At 65.1% G+C, this 19,395-nt stretch carries 18 protein-coding genes; 2 read left to right on the top strand and 16 right to left on the bottom strand.

Going from position 1 to position 19,395, the window contains the following annotated elements:
• Positions 1-43 precede the first annotated feature (43 nt).
• Genes gmk through GY937_11835 form a run of 8 tightly spaced genes read right to left on the bottom strand, consistent with a single transcriptional unit; the run spans position 44 to position 7,017 of the window.
• On the bottom strand, positions 44-697 hold the full coding sequence (gmk, locus tag GY937_11800) for a guanylate kinase (protein MCP5057391.1): 654 nt from the start codon (positions 695-697) through the stop codon (positions 44-46).
• On the bottom strand, positions 694-960 hold the full coding sequence (locus GY937_11805) for a DUF370 domain-containing protein (protein MCP5057392.1): 267 nt from the start codon (positions 958-960) through the stop codon (positions 694-696). Before GY937_11805 ends, gmk begins: the two co-directional genes overlap by 4 nt.
• A 24-nt stretch (positions 961-984) precedes the next feature.
• Positions 985-1,869: a YicC family protein gene (locus GY937_11810; protein MCP5057393.1), complete on the bottom strand. Its 885-nt coding sequence runs from the start codon at positions 1,867-1,869 to the stop codon at positions 985-987.
• Entirely contained in the window at positions 1,866-2,885 is a 1,020-nt protein-coding gene (gene rfaE1, locus GY937_11815) for a D-glycero-beta-D-manno-heptose-7-phosphate kinase (GenBank protein ID MCP5057394.1), read from the bottom strand. The genes GY937_11810 and rfaE1 overlap by 4 nt, the downstream gene beginning before the upstream one ends.
• Entirely contained in the window at positions 2,885-4,000 is a 1,116-nt protein-coding gene (locus tag GY937_11820) for an NAD-dependent epimerase/dehydratase family protein (GenBank protein MCP5057395.1), read from the bottom strand. The genes rfaE1 and GY937_11820 overlap by 1 nt, the downstream gene beginning before the upstream one ends.
• Positions 3,997-4,980 carry a glycosyltransferase family 2 protein gene (locus GY937_11825; protein ID MCP5057396.1) on the bottom strand — a complete coding sequence of 328 codons (984 nt, stop codon included), beginning with the start codon at positions 4,978-4,980 and terminating at the stop codon, positions 3,997-3,999. Before GY937_11825 ends, GY937_11820 begins: the two co-directional genes overlap by 4 nt.
• Positions 4,977-6,074 carry a lipopolysaccharide heptosyltransferase II gene (gene waaF, locus GY937_11830; GenBank protein ID MCP5057397.1) on the bottom strand — a complete coding sequence of 366 codons (1,098 nt, stop codon included), beginning with the start codon at positions 6,072-6,074 and terminating at the stop codon, positions 4,977-4,979. The genes GY937_11825 and waaF overlap by 4 nt, the downstream gene beginning before the upstream one ends.
• A 19-nt stretch (positions 6,075-6,093) precedes the next feature.
• Positions 6,094-7,017 carry a glycosyltransferase family 9 protein gene (locus tag GY937_11835; protein MCP5057398.1) on the bottom strand — a complete coding sequence of 308 codons (924 nt, stop codon included), beginning with the start codon at positions 7,015-7,017 and terminating at the stop codon, positions 6,094-6,096.
• A 216-nt stretch (positions 7,018-7,233) separates the two neighbouring features.
• Here GY937_11835 and GY937_11840 point away from each other — a divergent pair, with 216 nt between their 5' ends.
• Both GY937_11840 and GY937_11845 read left to right on the top strand, forming a co-directional pair.
• Positions 7,234-8,373, top strand: a complete 1,140-nt coding sequence (locus GY937_11840; protein ID MCP5057399.1) for a YjgP/YjgQ family permease — start codon at positions 7,234-7,236, stop codon at positions 8,371-8,373.
• A 22-nt stretch (positions 8,374-8,395) separates the two neighbouring features.
• Positions 8,396-9,220, top strand: coding sequence for a hypothetical protein (locus GY937_11845; GenBank protein ID MCP5057400.1), 825 nt, complete (start codon positions 8,396-8,398; stop codon positions 9,218-9,220).
• 25 nt (positions 9,221-9,245) lie between these two features.
• Here the strand turns inward: GY937_11845 and lpxK are convergent, their stop codons facing one another.
• From lpxK to bamA, 8 genes are read right to left on the bottom strand one after another with little or no spacing between them, the layout of a single operon-like run.
• Positions 9,246-10,382: a tetraacyldisaccharide 4'-kinase gene (gene lpxK / locus GY937_11850; protein ID MCP5057401.1), complete on the bottom strand. Its 1,137-nt coding sequence runs from the start codon at positions 10,380-10,382 to the stop codon at positions 9,246-9,248.
• Positions 10,379-11,635 (bottom strand): 3-deoxy-D-manno-octulosonic acid transferase, encoded by a 1,257-nt coding sequence (locus GY937_11855; protein MCP5057402.1) that lies wholly within the window; start codon positions 11,633-11,635, stop codon positions 10,379-10,381. Before GY937_11855 ends, lpxK begins: the two co-directional genes overlap by 4 nt.
• Positions 11,616-12,791, bottom strand: a complete 1,176-nt coding sequence (gene lpxB, locus GY937_11860; protein ID MCP5057403.1) for a lipid-A-disaccharide synthase — start codon at positions 12,789-12,791, stop codon at positions 11,616-11,618. Before lpxB ends, GY937_11855 begins: the two co-directional genes overlap by 20 nt.
• Positions 12,788-13,738, bottom strand: coding sequence for a Gfo/Idh/MocA family oxidoreductase (locus GY937_11865; protein ID MCP5057404.1), 951 nt, complete (start codon positions 13,736-13,738; stop codon positions 12,788-12,790). The genes lpxB and GY937_11865 overlap by 4 nt, the downstream gene beginning before the upstream one ends.
• The gene (locus GY937_11870; GenBank protein ID MCP5057405.1) at positions 13,735-14,580 is read right to left on the bottom strand and encodes an LpxI family protein; all 846 of its coding nucleotides are present in this window, start codon (positions 14,578-14,580) and stop codon (positions 13,735-13,737) included. Before GY937_11870 ends, GY937_11865 begins: the two co-directional genes overlap by 4 nt.
• 7 nt (positions 14,581-14,587) lie before the next feature.
• Positions 14,588-15,364: an acyl-ACP--UDP-N-acetylglucosamine O-acyltransferase gene (lpxA, locus tag GY937_11875; GenBank protein ID MCP5057406.1), complete on the bottom strand. Its 777-nt coding sequence runs from the start codon at positions 15,362-15,364 to the stop codon at positions 14,588-14,590.
• An 8-nt stretch (positions 15,365-15,372) separates the two neighbouring features.
• Positions 15,373-15,897 carry an OmpH family outer membrane protein gene (locus GY937_11880; protein ID MCP5057407.1) on the bottom strand — a complete coding sequence of 175 codons (525 nt, stop codon included), beginning with the start codon at positions 15,895-15,897 and terminating at the stop codon, positions 15,373-15,375.
• Positions 15,898-15,924: 27 nt separating this feature from the next.
• A complete protein-coding gene (bamA, locus tag GY937_11885) occupies positions 15,925-19,224 on the bottom strand; it encodes an outer membrane protein assembly factor BamA (GenBank protein MCP5057408.1) in 3,300 nt (1,099 codons plus the stop codon).
• Positions 19,225-19,395 lie beyond the last annotated feature (171 nt).

Genomic DNA, 19,395 nt, shown 5'->3' on the forward strand with positions numbered 1-19,395 from the left:
GATTTCGGGGCCCCTAACGGAGATGGAACCTCCGCTGTCCCCATCAAGTCCTCCCAGGAATGGGCAGAACACCCTTCAAGCCTTCGACGACCCGCGCCCGCCCAAAGCGCTCGCGGACTTCTCCTGTGGTGCCGCCCCGTTCGGCATGGATGATGGCGAGCATGGCGTCCGTTGCTTTGGCGGCCTCGTCGTTGACGATCGCGTAGTCGAACTGGTGGACCGCCGCGAGCTCCACATGGGCAGTCTCCAGGCGCTTGTCGATCGCCTCCTCCGAGTCCGTCCCCCGGCCTCGCAACCGCGATTCGAGTGCTTGCCAGGACGGCGGAAGCAGGAAGACGAGGCGCGCATCGTCTCGCCTGGCTCGCAGCTGGCGGGCACCCTGTACTTCGACCTCAAGCAGGAGATCGCGGCCTGCGGCCAGGGGCGCATCAATCGAAGCCCAGCTCGTGCCGTATTGGTTGCCCGCGTACTCCGCGTGCTCGACGAAACCTCCGGCCGCGATCATCTCCGCAAAGGCCTCAGCACTGACGAAGTGGTAGTGCACACCGTCTGCCTCACCTTGACGGCGCGGGCGGGTGGTATGAGAGATCGAGAACTCCACCTGATCGTCTCTCTCGACCACGGCTCGACAGACCGTCGTCTTGCCCGTTCCCGACGGGGCCGAGACCACGAACGGAATGCCGCGCGGCCCGCTCAACCCGTTTCCCCATCCGCAACGAGGCGCGACGCGATCGTCTCCGGATTGATGGCCGAGAGGATCACGAGATCGCTATCCGTCAGGAGGATCGAACGGGTCCGCCGTCCTTGGGTCGCGTCGAGTAGTTTTCCACGTCCTGCCGCCTCTTCTCGGAGCCGACGCATGGGAGCGGACTGGGGGGAAACGATCGCGACGACTCGTGAGGCCATGACCAGGTTGCCGTAGCCGATGTTCAAGAGGCGCGGGCCAGCGTCGTCATTCATCGCGTCGCCCTCATCACTGCCAGCCTATTCGACATTCTGCACCTGCTCGCGGATGCGTTCGACCTCCGTTTTCAGATCGACGACGAAATGGGCCAGTGGCGCGTCGTTGGCCTTCGACCCCACGGTATTCGCTTCGCGCATCATTTCCTGCAACAGGAAATCGAGCCGGCGCCCGCAGGGCGTCGCTGCATCGGCGGAATCGAGAACATCACCGAATTGCTCGACGTGGCTGCGCAGGCGCACCAACTCTTCCGTCACGTCGAGCCGGTCGGCGGCGATCGCGACTTCCTGGTAGAGGCGCGCCTCGTCGAGGTTCCCGATCTCTTCGCGGAGTTGATCGGCACGCTTGCGGATTCGCTGCTTTGCGGCCGACACGACATCACCGGAGCGAGCCTCGAGCGATGCGACCAGGCCAAGCACGGCCGACAGCCGCCCGCGCAGCTCGCGCTCCAAGGCCTCACCCTCTCGAAGGCGCATGGCCAGGGCTTCCTCGGCTGCCCGGCCGAGAGCTTCTTCGAGAACCCCTTTGGCGCCCTCCACGGAAAGCTCCTGCTCGACCAGTCGTGCAACACCCGGCAGGGCTACGAGCTGTGAAGCAGGAAGTCGGGTTGCCTCGCCCCCCGCGAGTTCGGTCGCGAAGCTGCGATATTGCTCCGCCACCTCCGCATCCAGGACCAGCTGTGCGCGCGGCGACGAGTTCTGCGGGAAGGCGACGGATGCATCGACCTTTCCGCGCTGGAAACGATCCCGCAGGAGTTTCTTCAGCCCGGCTTCGAGTGCCGAGAACACACGGGGTACCCGAAGCGAGACATCGAGATGCCGGTGATTGACGCTGCGAACCTCGACATAGATGGGCAGCCCCTCCACCTCGAGATCCACCCTTCCAAAGCCGGTCATCGAATGGATCACGAAGCGCGCCCACCCGCCCGTGCAGCATCCGCCGCAGCCGGGAGGAATGCGCGAATCTCCTCCGGGGTTGCCGTCGCCGTACCGAGCTTGCCGACCACGACACCAGCAGCGGCATTGGCGATCACCGCAGCTTCGAGCAGGGATGCGCCCGCCAGGCGCGCCAAGGTGAGGGCGGAAATCGACGTATCGCCGGCGCCCTGCACGTCGTACACTTCGCTATGGGCGATCGGGACGTCGACGGGCGAGGCGTCGCCTTCGAAGATCGTCATGCCATCGGCGCCGCGGGTCACGATCACGTCCGAACCACCGAGACTCCGCCGTAGTTTCGCGACGGCACGCTGCAGATCGTCTCGATTGCGGATGCGGATACCGGTGAGCTGCTCGACTTCACGTTGATTCGGCTTCACCAGGTTCGCACCCCGAAAGCTCGCCACGTGGTCCTTCGGGTCGACCGTAACCGGCAGGCCAGCGGCCCCCGCGCGCGCCATCAGCCCCTTCAAGACGCGCTTGTGCAACAGGCCTTTCCCGTAGTCCTCGAGTACGAGCCCATCGCTGCCAGGCAGGGCAGCTTCTACTGCAGCCAACAAGGCCCGGGAAGCGCCTCCGGAAATCGGCTCCTCGGTCTCCCGATCGAAGCGCAGCATCTGCTGGGAGCGGGCCTCGACCCTCGTCTTGCGCGTGGTCGGCCTGCCTTCCTCCCGCACCATTCCCTGAACGTCGACACCCAGATCCTTCAGCAGATCGATGACCCGGTCGCCGGCCCCATCGTCTCCCACCACACCACAGAAGCGGCAGACGGCACTCATCGCGACCGCGTTTCGCACGACGTTGCCCGCGCCACCGAGGGCGATCGATTCGCGGGTGACATGGACGACCGGAACCGGTGCCTCCGGACTCACCCGATCGACATCGCCCCACAGATACTCGTCGAGCATCACATCACCCACGACGAGCAGACGCACCCGGGCGAAACCCGAAACGAGCTTGTCGAGTCTGCGTCGATCGAGGCGGGCCATCAGCGCGTGAGCCCCCGGTCCTCGAGCTCCCGAGCTGCTTGATCGACTCGATCATCTGCTTTCTGGGTTCGGATCCATTCGAGCAGATTCCGCATGCCATCCTCCAGCGTCATCGTCGCTGAATACCCGAGTTCCTTCTCGATGCGGCTCGTATCGGCGAAGCAATGGCGGATGTCACCAGCCCGGTACTTCCCGACCACATCCGGCGGGTCGGGAAAATCGAGTTGTTCTCCGAGAATCTCTGCGATCCGCAGCACGGAGGTCGAACGACCCGTACCCACGTTGAAGACCTGCCCGTTCGCCTCGTCCCTCCCCATCGCAAGCAGATTCGCCTGGACGATGTCGGAAACGTGCACGAAATCCCGACTCTGGAGACCATCCTCGAAGATCATGGGCCGGTGCCGGTTCATGATGCGCGAAGAGAAGATGGCCATCACGCCGGTATAGGGATTGGAGAGCGATTGGCGCGGGCCGTAGATGTTGAAATAGCGCAACGCGACCGCGGGGATGCCGTAGGCCGCGCCCACCGCAAGAAACATCTCTTCGTGATCCCGCTTGGTGATCGCGTAGATCGACGTCGGGAGGAGAGGTTTCTCCTCGGGCGTCAGAATCGGCTTCAGCTCTCGCCCCTCGTCGTCATGCATCTCGAAGCGCTGCGCCGCCAGAGCCGATTCCGGGCGCAGCCCCGGAAATACGGCCGTACCCTCGGGCGATTGATAGGCGCCCTCGCCATAGATCGACATCGATGAAGCCACGACCATCTTCTGGATGCGATCCCGGCGGGCCACGATCTCCTCCAGCAGTACCGCAGCCCCAACGCTGTTGACCGAGACGTATTGCTCCATCTCGTACATGGATTGGCCGACCCCGACCGCTGCCGCCTGGTGGAAGACCTGATCCACGCCGTCCAGTGCCCGTGCCACGGCCGCCCGGTCGCGAACGTCGCCCACCTGCAACTCGGCATCCGGATGCAGGTGCGCGGGACGCTCGGCGCCCTCCCCATGTACCTGAGCATCCAGGTTGTCCAGCACGCGAACACGATGGCCCGCCGCGACCAGGGCATCGACAAGATGAGACCCTACGAAACCGGCGCCTCCCGTCACGAGCACATTCATGCTGTTTCCCCTTCTTGCTTGGCTGCGCGCGGCGCACGAAGCCCTTCGTTGTCCGGGCAGCCCCGAAGATGCCAGCGCAATACCCGCCAATCCTGTTGCCAACGCTCTCGAGTCGAGGACGAGAGAAGTGCAAGGGGGCCACGCATCGCCACGTAGAGCAACGCCTTCGTGATCCGCAGGGCCTTGATGCCGGCAGCTCGTGCAGCGCCGCGATTCTTGCGGAAGAAATGATACAGGGAGCGGTGATATTCGATCCGGGTCTCCGCCGGGATCTTCTTCTTCGTGCTCGCGCCAAAGATGTGGATCACATGAGCATCGGGGATGTGCATGATCTCCCAGCCAGCCGCCGCGATGCCGTAGCACCAATCCGTTTCTTCGAGGAAGAAGAAGTAGTCCTCGGGCATCGGACCGACCTGGTCGAGCACCTCCCGACGCACGAAGAGACAAGCCCCGAGCACCGCTTCCACGGGAATCGGCTCCGCGTGCTCGTAGCGTTTGGATGGGAATCGGCGCGGAAAGAACTTCTCGAGCACTCCCTTCGGGATCAACTCCGTCGCCAAGCTCGGATAGTTGTGAATGCAGTTCTGCTTGGAGAGGTCGGGATTCAGGAGTTGGGGCCCGACGACGCCGACCTTCGGATGGGCGTCGAGATATCGCACACATTTCTCGAGAGCGTCGGGAAGGACGACGGTGTCGCTATTCAAGAGAACGGAGTAGCGCCCCTTCGCCCGTGCCAGGCCGACGTTGTTCCCGGCAGCGAATCCGATGTTCTCCGGCAGGGCAAGAACGCAGGCCCAGCCGAACCTCCCGCGCGCAGCCTCGACGCTGCCGTCCTCGGAACCGTTGTCGACGACGAGCGTTTCGACCTCGATTCGACCCTCATCCTGCCGACCCAGGATCTCGCGCTCGATGGATTCGAGCGCGTCGAGCAGGACATCTCGAGCATTCCAGGTGACGATGACAATGGAAAGATCCGTCATGCAGCTGCTTCCAGGCCGCCGCCCTCGCGCACCACCCATTGGGCCCCGCGCCAGCTTTCAGCAGCGTCGGCAGCCAGGGCGGGAAGCGCTCTCGCGGTGACATGTTCGGGTGAAATTCGTGTCATGCAGCGGTGGTCGATCGGACACTCGCGCTTGTAGCAAGGCCGACACGCGACATCAGCCGTCAGGATCTGGACCCGATCGAGATTCAGGTCCGTCTTCTCGAGGGAGGTCGAGCCCATCATCACCACGCACGGTACGGCAAAGGCGACCGCAAGGTGCCGTGCGCCTGCGTCATTGCAGACCAGCAGCTTGGACTCGCGCAGAACCGCCTTCAAGCCACCCAGGGAAAGCTCCCCGGCAAGTGCGACGGATCTCTCGGTCATCGCGCTCACCACCTCGCCGACGAGCGTTCGTTCTGCGGGAGTGCCCACCACGATGACCCGGGCGCCAGCTCGGGCCAGCGCATCGCCGACAGCCGCGAAGGATTCAGCGGGCCAGCACTTCGAAGATCCATAGGAAGCGCCGGGAGCCAACACGACATAGGGCTGCTCGGGATCGATTCCGTCCTTGTCGAGGCGGTCATGGGCTTCTCGTTCCTCGGCGCCCGTGACGAAGAGTTCCAGGTGGGTGCCCAGGCGCGGGCAGCCCAGGGCCTCGATGAGCCCGAGTACGTGAAGCTCGCGGGCGAGCATCAGCCGGCGCCCACCATCCGCCGGCAGCGGCACAGAGCGATGCAAGAGCGCCCTGCGCCAGCCCCGCCGGTACCCGATGATTTCGCGAACCCCGGCCAGGCGCATCAACAGAGCAGCAGAGAACGAATCGGGCAGGCACACACCCAGGTCGAAAGAGGTGCCGCGTAGCTGTTTCGCCTCGCGAACGAGCGCCAGTGATCCGTGTCCGTAGGAGGACACGGGAACGACGGCGTCGAACCAGGGAGCGCCCGTTGCGAGCGGCTCGAGACCGGATCGGACTGCAAGCGTGATGCGCGCCTTGGGAAAGCCAGCGCGCAGGGCCCGGAAACCCGGGGTCGCCATGATCCAATCACCGGTCCAGTTCGGCCCCCGAATGAGAATTTCCTGAGGCTTGGTCATGGGTTACGGCGCGCGGAACCTACCACTGGGCCCCCTCCCCCGCCAGAAGTTCGCGGGCCGCCTCAATGACCAAATTGGGTGGTATTGCCCTCATGCAAGACGCTGCTGCGCAGCCACGACGGCATGGGTTGCAGCCGATCTGAACCCGTACCGTGCGCGATGGCGTGGCCGGCGAAGGCTGGTTCTCGACGGGGTCGGTCGGGCCGATCAGTTGGACGACGGGTGTGCCCACGAGAGAGGCCACGTGAAGAGGCCCCGTATCCCCCCCGAGATACAAGCGGCAAGCTTGAAAAAGGGCCGCCAGATCGAGCAACGTCGGGGTTTCCGGAGCCCGACGGGCCACGCCGCCAGCCGCTGCGACCACGGCATCGGCAAACTCCCGATCGTCCCGGGCGGGACCCGCGGTCACGACCGCGGGAACACCTTCGCCTGCCAGCGCCCGGGCAACTTCGGCGTAGCCCTGGACGGTCCAACGCTTGTGGGCGGTCGCGTCGCTGGTACCAGGGTGGATCGCGATGGGCACGGGACCCGGGCCCAGGCCCTTGGCGGCCTGCTCCACCCTTTCGGGGCTGAGGACCAGGGGGCGCCTCAGCGCGGCTTCGGAGACACCCAGGTAGCGAACCAGCGCCTCGTTGCGCTGAAAGCGGCTTTGCCGGGGCGGCGCCAGATGTGCGTGCTCCGTCGCAAACCAATCCGCGCCCTCCCGGGCAAAGGGCCGTGCATAGGCGACCCGACGACCGGCCCCCGAAAGCCATGCCAGCGCGCCACTCTTCAAGATCGAGTGAAAATCCACGACCAGATCGAAGCGCTCCGCACGAAGCGCCCGGAGCCAGCTGCCGCCGGCCGACCAGAGACGATCCGGCCGCGCCCGGCGCAGGGCGGCCCGCAGCTCTGGCCGAGGGAAGACGAGGACTTCATCGAGCCACGGAACACCGCCAAGCAATGAGGCAGAGGCCGGCTCGACCAGCCAAGCCAGATGAGCATCGGGATAGCCCTGGCGGAGCGCGGAGGCAGCCGGCAGGGTGCGGACGACATCCCCGAGCGCTCCCAGGCGTAGGATCAGGATCCGCTCCGCCGACGCGGGGGCCCCCAGGGCATTCGTACAAGTGTGGATGGCGAGCCTCGCGGGGGGAAACGGCGACCGGTAGGATACCCGCCCATGCGAGTCCCGCGTACCCTTTCGCTCTATGTCCTGCGCGAGCTTGGGCAGTATGCGGGCATCGGCCTGCTCGCCGTGGGCTCCGTGATGCTCTCCCAGCGAATCCTCCGCGAGCTGAACGATATGGCCGGAATTGGCATCGGGTTCGGGGACATGCTGAACCTGATGGCCTACCTGCTGGGCATGCTGGCGGCCTATTCGATCCCGGTCGCCTTCTTGTTTGGAATCCTGGTCGCCGTCGGACGGCTCTCGTCGGACGCGGAAGTGAACGCCATGCGGGCTCTGGGGGTGAGCCTCGGGCAGCTCGTCGCGCCAGTAGCGGCCGTCGGCTTGATCGTCGCCCTCTGCACGGGATGGCTTCTGAGCTCGGTCGAGCCCGGCGCACGGCGGGATCTTCGCGGTTTCCTGGGGGAGGTCGCTTCCCGCGGTGGGATCATCGAGGCAGGCGCGTTCAACGAACTCGACACCACCGGTCAACGGCTGCTCTTCGTCGACGGGCGCAACGAAGAGAACGAGTTGAAGGGCGTGTTGATCTCCGACCGAACCGACCCGGTCAAGCCGTTCACGGTCGTCGCCAACCGGGGCAAATTCGATTTCCAGCGCGATACCGGCATCGGACTCATCCGCCTCTTCGAAGGCGATATCCACTTCGAGCGGGAAGATGCCGGCGATGATCGGTACCAGCGGATTTCGTTCAAGGAGTTCGAATACGCATTCGATCTTTCGAAACTGGCCACCCCAGGCCTGGATCGAATCCGACCACGCGAAATGGACAATAGTCTGATCCAGCAGGTCCTCAGTGAATGGGGGCCGAACGACAAGGCGCCGGGCTGGGTTCGGGTGAAGGATCGCAATCGATACGAGATTCAACTCCATCGTCGCCTCGCCCTGCCTGTCGCGCCCCTGCTCTTCGCTTTGATCGGTGTTCCCCTCGGCCTGCAGCGATCCCGCGGCGCGCGTTCCTGGGGTGTCTTGCTATGCGTCTTGCTCGTCTTCAGCTACTACACCCTGCTCTCGGCCGGCGAGTACCTCGCTCAAGAGGGCCTGGCTCCAGCCGCCGTCTCGCTCTGGCTTCCCAACCTCGTCTTCGCCGCTGTCGCCGTTTTCCTGCTCTACCGCGCGCGGCACGCGGAGAGTTGATCCCCCCGAAGGCGTGACGGCCGTGCCGGAATTCCGTGTCCTCTCGGCAGGTCGGGTCCGCCTGAGCGTGCATGAGAGCTTCGTGCAGGACATCCAGCGTCTGGGCTGGGCAGAGCCGGGCGCACTCGAGAATGTGCTGCTCGCAGACCCGGGTGCGGCATCAGGTCGTTTGCCCCTGGCAGTCGCCACGTTACCCGGACGCAGCGAACGAATCGCCCTGCGACGTCTCGTGCATGGCGGCCTGCTCGGGCCCCTGCTCGGCCGTGCCTATCTGGGTACGGGGCGAGCCACACGGGAGATCCAGGTCACTGCGGAGCTGCGCGCTGCCGGGGCCCCCGTTCCCCTGCCGGTTCTGGCCGGCGGAGAACGCATCTTCGGTGCGTTCTGGGCCCTGACGGTAGGAACCGTGTTCGAGGAAGACACGCGGGATGGTCTGGCCTGGCTAGCAGAGTCGCCTGAACCCGATGCGTTGTTGCGCGTCGCGCGTGCCGCCGGCCGTTCCGTTCGCGCTTTTCATGACGCGGGCGGGCGTCACGCCGACCTCCACATCAAGAACCTCCTCGTCCGCGACACCGTTCCACCGGAAGTCATGCTGATCGACCTGGACCGTGCTCGGATGACTCCCGGCCTCACGCCCGGCGAGCGCATGGCCCAGATCATGCGGCTCTTTCGCTCGCTCCTGAAGCGGGAAGTCCTCCCCAGCATCGGTACCCGCGGCATCGCGGCCTTCTTCGGCGCCTACTGTGGCGAGGACCGCGCGCTTCGACGCGCCCTCTTGCGCAGGGTGGACCGGGAGTTGCGCAAGGTCGCGCTGCACGCGCTTCGCTATCGGAAGAGCCCGACCTAGCGATCGCAGGACTCGCTGCCGCGAATCATCCCAGGGCGGAGCGATCGCGAGCGGCCCGCGGTGCGTGAGCGAACCCGGGGACCGCTGCATTCCGACCGGCGGCCTTGGCGCGCAACCGATCCTCCAACCAATCGAGGAAGGCTTCCGGCTCGCGAACCCGCGTCTCCAAAGACAGCACGAGAAGCTCCACCCCTTGCGCCCAGCGCGGCAACAGCTTCCCGGAATCCTTCTCGGTCGTGAGCCAAAGCGGCGCATCATCCGCCAGTCCCTTCAGATCCGCTGCCCGATAGACATGATGGTCGGCAAAGCTCCGCTCGGCTGCGACCCGGACGCCCATGGCCTCCACCGTCTCCCGGAACGATGCAGGGCGAGCGATGCCGCAGAGCAGACCGACCGAGCGCCCGGCCAGGGTCTCCACCGGAGCGGGCTCACCTCCCGCGAGGGGACGCGTATGTGTTGCGACGCGCTCGACCTCGAAACGTCGGGCCTCTGGTGCGAACTCGTCGAGGAGCGCGGAATCGGCTTCGCATAGCGGCCCATCCACGACGCCGATCGCATCAGCGCAGCGGAGTGCCTCGAATCGTTCGCGGAGTGGACCGCGCGGGAGAAGGCGACGATTTCCGAAGCCCGCACTCCCGTGGACGGTCACCAGATCGACATCTCGCGCCAGCCGATGGTGCTGGAAGCCATCGTCCAGCACGAGGATATGAGCGTCGAAGGCAGCAACCGCGCGTTGACCGACGAGATCCCGCCTGGCTCCGACGAGCACGGGCACACCGGGCGCGAGCGCCGCAAGGAGCATGGCCTCGTCCCCCACGCCTTCGGTGCGAGCCCTCACGTAGCGACCATCGGAGACGACCTGAACCGCGTCACGTCCGCCTCCACCATAGCCACGGCTGGCAAGAGCCACACGATGGCCACGGATGCGCAGGGCCGCCGCAACCCACGCAGCCGTGGGTGTCTTGCCTGCACCGCCCGAAACCAGGTTGCCTACGCTGATGACCTTGCAGGCGAGTGCGCGACGGCTCGACCAGCCGCGTTGGTAGGCGAGGCGATGCAGCCGTGCCACGAGGCCGTAGAGCATCGCTACGGCAGAGACTGGAATCAATGCAAACCGGCCCACGCCCTCGGGCTCTGCGTCGAACCAACCCGGGCGCTTCAACCCGCGTCCCCCCTGCGCACCCGGTCGATGAGTGCGAGCGTTTCAGCCACCGCGGCGCGATGGGGCCCGAGAGCAAGTTGCCCAGCGGAAACCGCACGACCCTGATCCTCCGCCAGGAGACGGGCCAGGGCCCCTGCCAATGCGTTCCCATCGGATACCTGTGTGCCCGCCCCTGCCTCGAGCAGTAGCCGCGAACTCTCCCGTGCATTGGCGACGTGCGGGCCGAATAGCACCGGGCAGCCCGCTTGAAGCGGCTCGAGGAGGTTGTGCCCGCCGACCGGAACCAGGCTTCCGCCGACGAACGCTGCCTTTGCCACGCCGTACAGGCTGGCCAGTTCGCCGAGGGTGTCCAACAGCAGGACGTCTCCGTCTTCGAGCAAGGCACCAGCAAGCGCCGAGCGCCGATGCAGCTTCGCACCGGCTCCGCGAAGCGCCGCCTCAGCGGCGTCCAGCTTCTCTGGATGACGAGGCGCAACGACAAGAGCGAGTTTCTCACCCCGTGCTCGCACCTCCTGGGTGGCTCGCAGTGCTGCGAGCTCTTCTCCCGGGTGGGTACTTCCGGCCACCCAGCAAGGTGTTGCGGAGAGTGCCCGCGCAAGCTCGCCATCGAGGTGCGGAGGCGCCGAGGGCGGCGCGAGCTTCAGATCACCCGTCACTTCTACCTTCTTGCTGTCCACACCTAGCGCGACGAAACGCTCGGCGTCTACGTCCGTCCGAGATCCAATCGCAGCCAGCCTTCCGAACGTCGAGGCGAGCAGCGGCTGCATCCGACGGTAGCGGGGAAAGCTCCGGTCGGAGATGCGTCCCGAAACCACCAGGACGGGAATCCCGAGCCGTGAAGCCGACGAGATCCAGCTCGGCCAGAGCTCGGTCTCGATCAAGACCAGAACCAAAGGCGCGGTCCGGCGCAGGGCGCTCATGGTCGACCAGGGGTGATCGATCGGCGCCAGCCCCGACGGCAGATCGGGTCGCACGCGCCGCGCCAGCGCTCGCCCGGTCGCGGTCGTCGTCGTGGCGACGACCTCCTCACCGCGAGCCAGGAGCGGATCGATCAGGCGGAGTGCCGCCTGGAACTCGCCCACGCTAGCCCCGTGAATCCAGATGGGTGCCGAGCCCTTGCTCTGGGGTGGTCGCAACCCGAGGCGTTCGGACAGACCCGTGCGCCACCCGGGTCGCAACGCGACACCCAGCAAACCGAGCGGAATGCCGATCATGGCAGCGACTGCCGCCAGGCTATGCCTGCGAAGCCCCATCCATCGCCTCCACCCCCAGCATCTCCTGAACGAGATCGGCGGTTCTCTCCGCGGCACCTCCCTGGCCGAGCCGGGCACGAACCCCGCCCAGAGCCTCCTTCTGGGCACCTCGCTCCGGGCCAGCGATCCGTGCCAGGAGCGCTTCCGCAATCGGCTCCGGCTCCGCCTCTTCCTGGAGGAATTCCGGGATGACCGTTTCGCCGGCGATCAGGTTCGGCATCGTGAAGGAAGGCACCTTGACGAGGCGACGCATCAAGAACGCGGTCAGCGGATGCGCCCGTGCGGCGACGACCGCCGGGGTCCCGAGGACGGCGATCTCCACCGTTACCGTTCCCGGCTTCGAGAGCGCCACATCCGCCGCACGAATGACCTCATGGGTACGCCCCTCGAAAACGCGGAGATCGACGAGGGAAGGCAATGCGGCTTCGCGCAGGCGGCTATCGATCGTCTCACGCGGAATGCTCGGCGCAACCCCGATCACGAATCGCACCCGAGGATCCCGGGCGTGCACGGCCTTCACCACCTCCAACTGGAGGGGCAAGGTATCGCGCACCTCGTTGCGACGGCTGCCAGGAAGCAGGGCGATCCAGGGCCCCTCCCCCTCCAGGCCAAGCGCAGCACGACAGCTCGCGGCATCCCTTCCCTCCAGGAAGGGTCGCAGGCGATCGACCACCGGGTGCCCAACAAACGTGACGGGCAGACCGGTGCCCGAATAGACATCCACTTCGAACGGAAAGATCACAGCCATGCGATCGACCCGGCGGGCGATTTTTTGGATGCGTCGCGTTCGCCACGCCCAGACCTGTGGGCTCACATAGTAGAGCACGGGGATGCCGGCCTTGCGTGCTGTTCGGGCCAACGGGATGTTGAAGTCTGGCGCGTCGACCAGGACCACGAGATCCGGTCGGGCCTTCAACGTCTTTCGCAGCCTCCGCCAGGCATTCACGATTCGGCCGGCATCGCCAAGCACTTCGACCAACCCGCCCACGGCGATTTCGTGCTGATGCACGACGAGTTCCACGCCGGCTTTTTCCATGGCCGGGCCGCCGAGGCCGATGAAGCGCAGATCCGGTAAGCGTCGGTTCAATGCTTCCACGAGGGCCGCCGCGTGCTGTTCCCCCGAAACGTCGCCGGCCGAGACGAACACCGTACTCATGCGAGTGCATCCAGGGCCGGCATGGCTTCGATCACTCGCAAGGCCGAACGCAGTGCTGCCAGCCCGTGGTCGGCGATTCCTTCGCTCTCGCTGCGGTCACGCACCGCGTCGCGGAAGGCGCGAAGCTGGGCCTCGAGCGCGTCCGCCCGATCGATCGCGACGCGATCCAGCGAAATCTCCCGGCGGCCCTCGGCGTCCGGTGCTCCGCGCTCCGCAAGCACCAACTCGCGCTCGAGCAGATCGATCGAGAGGTAACCATCGGCCTGGAAGAAACGGATCTTGCGCAAGGGTTGAGGCGAAACACGGCTTGCGGTGACGTTCGCAACGCAGCCACTGCGAAACGTGAGACGCGCGTTGGCAATATCGACCCGCTCGGTAATGACGGGCACACCGATGGCCTCGATGCGTTCCGGCTCGTCTCCCACCACGCGTTGGATCAGGTCCAGATCGTGAATCATCAGGTCGCGCACGACATCGACGTCCGTTGCCCGATCTGGAAATGGACCAAGGCGATGGGATTCGATGAACAGGGGCCGGCGAATCCGCTCGGCGGCCTTCCGCATGGCGGCGTTGAACCACTCGAGGTGGCCCACGTGGACGATACGCCCCAGCTTCCGTGCCTGGTCGAGGAGTTGCTCGGCTTCCGCCAGGGTCGCCGCGATGGGCTTTTCGACCAGTACGTCCAGCCCCGCCTGCAACGCTTCTCCGACGACCACCGCGTGGTTCACCGTCGGCACGGCCACGATGACGGCATCGAGACCCTTCGAAGCCTGGCTCAGATTGGCGAAGGCCACGACGCCGAGTTCGTTGGCCACGCTTCGCGCGCGCTCGAGCTCAGCATCGACCACGCCGACGAGCTCGACGCCTTCCTCTTCCAGGGCCTTCACCTTCTGGGCGTGAAAGCGACCCATATGCCCGACACCGACGACCGCGAGACGTAGGGTCATCGGTCTCCCTCCCCCACATCGAGTCTTCCGCTCCTCGATCCGACGACGGCGATCCCATGTCGATCGGCCTCGGCAAGGAGCGCCTCGCGCTCGAGCACGACGGTCTTGCCTGCCTCGACCGCCAGGGCTCGTGCTCCACCCCTGGCGAGTGCCTGCACGGTGGCCAAGCCGATCGTGGGGACATCGAAGCGCATGTCCTGGGCAGGCTTCGCGACCTTGACGACGGTTGCACCCGGCTCGCCCAGGGCGCAACCGCGCTCGACGGCGGCGTCCGTGCCCTCGACAGCTTCCAGCGCGAGAACGGCCTTCCCCCGCACGACCACCGTCTGGCCCACATCGAGTTCACCGATCGCCTTGGCGATCGGCCAACCGAATTCGATATCGGCGAGCTCTTCCGGCCCGGGTTCAACGGAACCGAGAATGCCCACTTCGGCCAACAACGCCGGTGCGAGCTCGGCCTGGCCCAGCAAGGAGAACCCCTCCTCGACCAGAAGGCCTGCGAAGGCGCCGAGCAGGGAATCGTCCTTGCGATCCTTCAATCCCGCAAGCGCCTGCAATGCGCGGGCATCGGGTTTCACGAGGTCCGGGCGCTCCCACAGGAAGGTCTTGGGCACCTTGCCAGCCATGACCAATGTCTTGGCTCCCGCCTCCCGGAAGTGAGCCATCATCGGCGCCACCTCACCCACATGCACCCAGGCGAAGCTCTCGACTTCGTCAGCCAGGGAAGCCTCGGTCAAGCCGTGCAAGCCGATGGCGACGACTCGCGTGCCTCCCTCGCGGGCGGCCAGGGCCACCTCGATCGGGAGGCGGCCGAGGCCGGCGATGAGCCCGACCACATCCATGGGAGGACTACCGGGAGACTCCGCGCTCCGAGGTCTCGACGAACGCCAGCAGTCGCTGAACCTCGTCGCACACGAGACCCTGGTCGCGAACCTCGGCAAGCGCCACCTCGAAGCGAAGCTTCGAACTGAACAGGATGTGAAAGGCGCGCTTGATCTGGCTCCGCACATCCGCGGAGAATCCGCGGCGGCGCAGGCCGATGACGTTCACGCCGCGGGTGGTCGCCCGCTCTCCGGCTACGATCGAGAACGGCGGCGCATCCTTGGTAACGCCCGCCAGCCCTCCAACCATTGCCGATTCACCGATGCGCGCGAACTGGTGGACGCCTGAGAGTCCGCCGATCACCGCATAGTCTCCCACCTCCACGTGGCCGGCGATCGCGCAATGGCTCGCGATGATGCAGTGGGAGCCAACTTGCGTGTCGTGGCCCAGATGGACACCGTTCATGATCAGGTTGTCGTCGCCGAGTCGCGTGGCGCCGCCTCCCTTGGCTGTCCCTACGTGGATGCTGGCATGCTCCCGGATCACGTTCTCGCTGCCGATCACCAACTCCGTCGTCTCACCGGAGAAGTCCTTGTCTTGAGGATCCTCCCCGATGACGGCGAACGAGAAGATCCGCGTGCCCTCGCCAATCCGGGTGCGCCCCCAGACGTAGGCGTGAGGACGCAGCTCGACCCGCGGACCGAGCTCGACCTCGGGGCCCACGATGGAGTAGGCCCCGACGACGACGTCGTCGGCCAGCTTCGCGCCGGGATCGACGACCGCGGTGGGATGAACCTGGGGCATCTTCAGCTTCAGCTCTGCTTGTTGAAGCGACCCACGACCACATCCGTGATATCGAGAGCCTCCCGGGCGTAGATCAGCCCGGGAGCGTCGCGCTGCAGGATGACCGTGAAGCCCTGCTCCTTTCCGATCTCCTCGATGATCTCCATCATCTTGGCCGAGATCGGCGCGAGGATTCGACCCTGGTCGATCTTGAACTGACCTTCGAGCTCCTTGTACTTGCTCTCGATCTGGTTGGTGAGCTCGGCCATCTCCACCTGCTTGTCGAAGAGTGCGCTCTCGGAGAGCACATACTTCTTGCCGCGGATCTCTTCCTGCAGCGAATTGCGCCGCTCGATCATCGGCTGGAGTTCGCTCTGGGCCTCACGTTCCTTCCGAGTGAGTTCATCGCGCGCGGATTTACCCTGATCCGTCGAGGTGAGGGCCTCTTGCATGTCGACCACACCGATCTTCAGCCCATCATCGGCCCCGGTCTGGGCGACGGCGAGCAAGGCGATTGCGATCACTGCGAGCCATTGGATTCTTCGCGTCATCATCTTCTTTACCTCGTGATGGCGGCCGACCTAGAAGGTCGCGCCGCCGACGGAGAACTCGAAGACCTGGCCGTCTTCGACCTCCAGTTTGTTGATGGGAAAGCCAACGAACGCCTGGAGAGGCCCGAAGGGTGAGAACCACTGCACCCCGAAGCCCGTACCAAAACGCCAATCGGCAAGGTCAATGAACGACTGGGTCTCATCGAATGCGTTGCCCATGTCGAGGAAGAGAATCCCGACCAGGCCGAGGGATTCGGAAATCGGGAAGCGGTACTCCACCGTCGCGGAAAGGAATTTGTTGCCGCCGATCACGTCGGTCTCATCGAGATCGTCGAAGTCGTCGATATCCGTGTCGAAGATGCTGTTGCACTTCTCGTCGCCATCTCCCTGCTCGGAGATGAAGGAGTCTTCGAAATCGGTGCAGACCGAGTCGAGCCCGGTCGCCGTGGGAACGATCGTTCGGCCGACCGGCGTGAACGCGTCCCCGGTTCCGAACAGGCCTCCTCGCTTCAACACGGCTCTACGCGGGCCCACCGAGCGGGCCTTGTATCCCCGCAGCTGGAAGGTACCGATGCCACCGAGGAAGTACCGCTCGGTCAGCGGCAGCTTCACGTCCTCGTCGACGTTCTGGAGCGATTGCACCTCGCTATCCGAAGCCGTTGGGAAATCCGCCGTATCGAAGGTGAAATCACCAATCGAGTTGAACGGCACGACCCAACCACCGCGCAGGCCAAGCACCCAGGCGGATTCGTCACGGAGCGGGAACCAGCCGGGCATCCAATCCGGTGTCTTGCGGAACCAGGTGCTGCGGCCTTCGAGGCGGATGTATTTCGCGAAGCCCCCCAGACCAGCGAGGTCAGCCGAAACTCCCCAGGCACTTCCCGATGTCGGGGAGATGCGGTCGTTCCGGGTATCCCGTTGCAGGGTGACACCCATCAGACTGGTGCTCTCGGTATCCCCCAGAAGCTCTCGGAAGATCACGCCGGCCGCGTTGAAGCCTCCTCGCTCGGTGATGTCCCGGGCCGAGTAGCTGTAACGAACGGAGCCGCGCATGGTGTGCGCCTCGTCGAGAAAATGCGAAAGCGTGAGGTCGAGTCCGGTCTGTTCCTGCTCGAAGTCCGTGAACTCCAGATCGGTTTGAGAGAGAGAAGCGGCGAACCCGAAGGTCGACCCCATGAAGTAGGGATCCGTAAAGGAGAGGAAGAAGCGCGTACTGCGTCCACCGATATCCGCCGACAGCGCCAACCCATACCCGCGCCCGAAGAGATTCGACTGGGAGACCGAACCGGAGATGACGAATTTGTCGAGTGACGAAAAGCCCGCACCGAAGGAGAGGGAGCCCGTAGGCCTCTCGATCACACGTACCTCGAGATCGAGTTGGTCTTCGAAGTCCGTGAGCTTGGCATCCAGCGAGATGTCTTCGAAATAGCCGAGGCCCCGAATGCGTCGGTTGGCGAGGCGCATTCTACGCACAGAATAGAGCTCGCCTTCGACCGTCGGCACCTCGCGTCGGATCACCGTATCCACGGTGGTGGTGTTGCCCGCGATGTCGATCTCACGAATGAAGTAGAGCGGACCCTTCACCACTTCGAACGTCACGTCGACGACTTCGTCCGTCTCGTTCACCCGGGTCAGCGGTGCGACTTCGGCCTGGTAGAACCCGCGATTCGTGTAGAAATCCTCGAGCGCCTTCAGATCCGCGTTCAAGAAGGATCGACTGAAGGGTTCGTCGACCTTCAGACTGAGGCGTTCGCGAAGAGCATCGATATCGACCGAGTCGTCGCCAGCGACATCCACGGTACCCGTGTTGAACTGGCGTCCCTCCTTGATTTCGACGACGACCTCCAGGCCCTCCTCGACGGGCGTCACTTCCGGATCTCCGATCTCGACCTGGATATAGCCCGCGTCCAGGTACTTCGATTGGAGGGTCTGAAGATCCTGCATGAAGACAGGCTCGGAGTAGGTGCCGGAACGGTCCAGGTACTTGGTGACGTAGGAGTACCAGTGCCAGGATTTCGTCTTGAGTCGGAGCGTCAGCTCATCATCCGTGAATTCCTCGTTGCCATCGAAGGAAATCTTGGTGAGCGTGAGCTTGTCGTTCTCGGAGACTTCGAAATTCACGGCGACCGCGTCGGGCCCGGTCTCCTCGACCTCGTAGCGGACCTGCGCCAGGTAGTAGCCTTCGGCCCGGTAGAGCGCTTCTATCCGCTCCCGATTCTCGAAGAGCAGGGGGATGTCCAACGTAGAGCCAGTCGTCAGGGTGAGATTGTCGCGGATCTTCTCACCATCCACGCTGTCGTTGCCGGTGATCGAAACCTGGCGAATGACCGGGTTCTCCTCGACCTCGAACGTGATCACGCGGCCGCCGATGCTCTCATCGGAAAGCACGCGGACATTTTTGAAGAAACCGAGGCCGTGGATCTCGCGTACATCCTCGGAGATGCGGCGGGCGTCGTAGGGATCCCCGGCGCGGGTTGTGATCCGAGCCCGGATGGCGCCGGACTCGATGCGCTTGTTCCCCTCGATGCGAACCTCGGCAATCGGATCACCGACCTCCTGGATGTCGCCCATAGGCAGAATGCGCTCGGTCGGCACCAGCCGGTAGACGACGTGCACGCCCTCCCGACCACGCTCCGTCTGGACACTGGCGGAAGCGATTCCGGGCATGCCCCTCAAGGTCGCGAGGTCATCCCGAACCGCCGCACTATCGTAGGCCGCGCCTGGTTGCATGCGCAGGCGGCCCGTTGTCTCCTCGGGCATGTCGGGCACGCCCGTCACCTCGACCGCGACGACCCGCGCCCGGAGCGTGCCTTCACCCACGATCGAGAGCACGCGACTCGCGAGTTCGTTGATGCGATCGAGGAGGGCGTCATCGTCCTGGGCCGTGAACACCATCGTCGACGTAGCAACCAGGCTATCGACCGGCGTGACGCGAACGTCGAGGCTGTAGTGGCCGGCCAGCTCCGTCAGGCTGCCGAGAACCACGAAATCTGCTCCCACCTCGCGAGCCAATCGTCGCACGACGGCCTCTGTGCGCTCGCCCGGGTACGCGACCAGCGTCTCGCGAACCGTCAGTGCCTCGACCACCTCGACCCGCTCGCTGGCTTCGAGTCGTGTGGCGAGGAGATCCGCAAGGGAGTCTTCGAGATAGTCGAGCGGCTCGGCGCTATGCACCTCGAACGGCAAGACCGCGACGACGACGCGCACGGCATCCTGTGCCGCCGCGCTCCGAGGGGTGAGTCCTGCAAGCAGCAGCCCTGTGAGCAGAGCAAGGGCCATGATTCGCTGGAAGCGCAACGTGTGGGTCCCCACCTCGTGAATTCGGTGCACGACGCCCATGGGGGTGAGCCGTCACAGCGGATACGAATCCGGGGCGGCGGGATCCGTTCCCCGCCCCCCAGCGCGCCCCCCAAAAAAACCGTGGCAGTCCTGCCTCGGCGGCACCGAAGTCTACTCGTGGCGGAGATTCGAAGCAAGCCGGCAGGATGGAGTTTTCTCCTT

It is taken from the genome of bacterium, assembly GCA_024228115.1.
Classification (GTDB): Bacteria; Myxococcota_A; UBA9160; order UBA9160; family UBA6930.

Coding starts and splice junctions, on each gene's coding strand:
- GY937_11805 (MCP5057392.1), bottom strand. CDS start 960: ATGAATGACGACGCTGGCCCGCGCCTCTTGAACATCGGCTACGGCAAC.
- rfaE1 (MCP5057394.1), bottom strand. CDS start 2,885: ATGGCCCGCCTCGATCGACGCAGACTCGACAAGCTCGTTTCGGGTTTC.
- GY937_11820 (MCP5057395.1), bottom strand. CDS start 4,000: ATGAATGTGCTCGTGACGGGAGGCGCCGGTTTCGTAGGGTCTCATCTT.
- GY937_11825 (MCP5057396.1), bottom strand. CDS start 4,980: ATGACGGATCTTTCCATTGTCATCGTCACCTGGAATGCTCGAGATGTC.
- waaF (MCP5057397.1), bottom strand. CDS start 6,074: ATGACCAAGCCTCAGGAAATTCTCATTCGGGGGCCGAACTGGACCGGT.
- GY937_11840 (MCP5057399.1), top strand. CDS start 7,234: ATGCGAGTCCCGCGTACCCTTTCGCTCTATGTCCTGCGCGAGCTTGGG.
- GY937_11855 (MCP5057402.1), bottom strand. CDS start 11,635: ATGGGGCTTCGCAGGCATAGCCTGGCGGCAGTCGCTGCCATGATCGGC.
- lpxB (MCP5057403.1), bottom strand. CDS start 12,791: ATGAGTACGGTGTTCGTCTCGGCCGGCGACGTTTCGGGGGAACAGCAC.
- GY937_11865 (MCP5057404.1), bottom strand. CDS start 13,738: ATGACCCTACGTCTCGCGGTCGTCGGTGTCGGGCATATGGGTCGCTTT.
- GY937_11870 (MCP5057405.1), bottom strand. CDS start 14,580: ATGGATGTGGTCGGGCTCATCGCCGGCCTCGGCCGCCTCCCGATCGAG.
- lpxA (MCP5057406.1), bottom strand. CDS start 15,364: ATGCCCCAGGTTCATCCCACCGCGGTCGTCGATCCCGGCGCGAAGCTG.
- GY937_11880 (MCP5057407.1), bottom strand. CDS start 15,897: ATGATGACGCGAAGAATCCAATGGCTCGCAGTGATCGCAATCGCCTTG.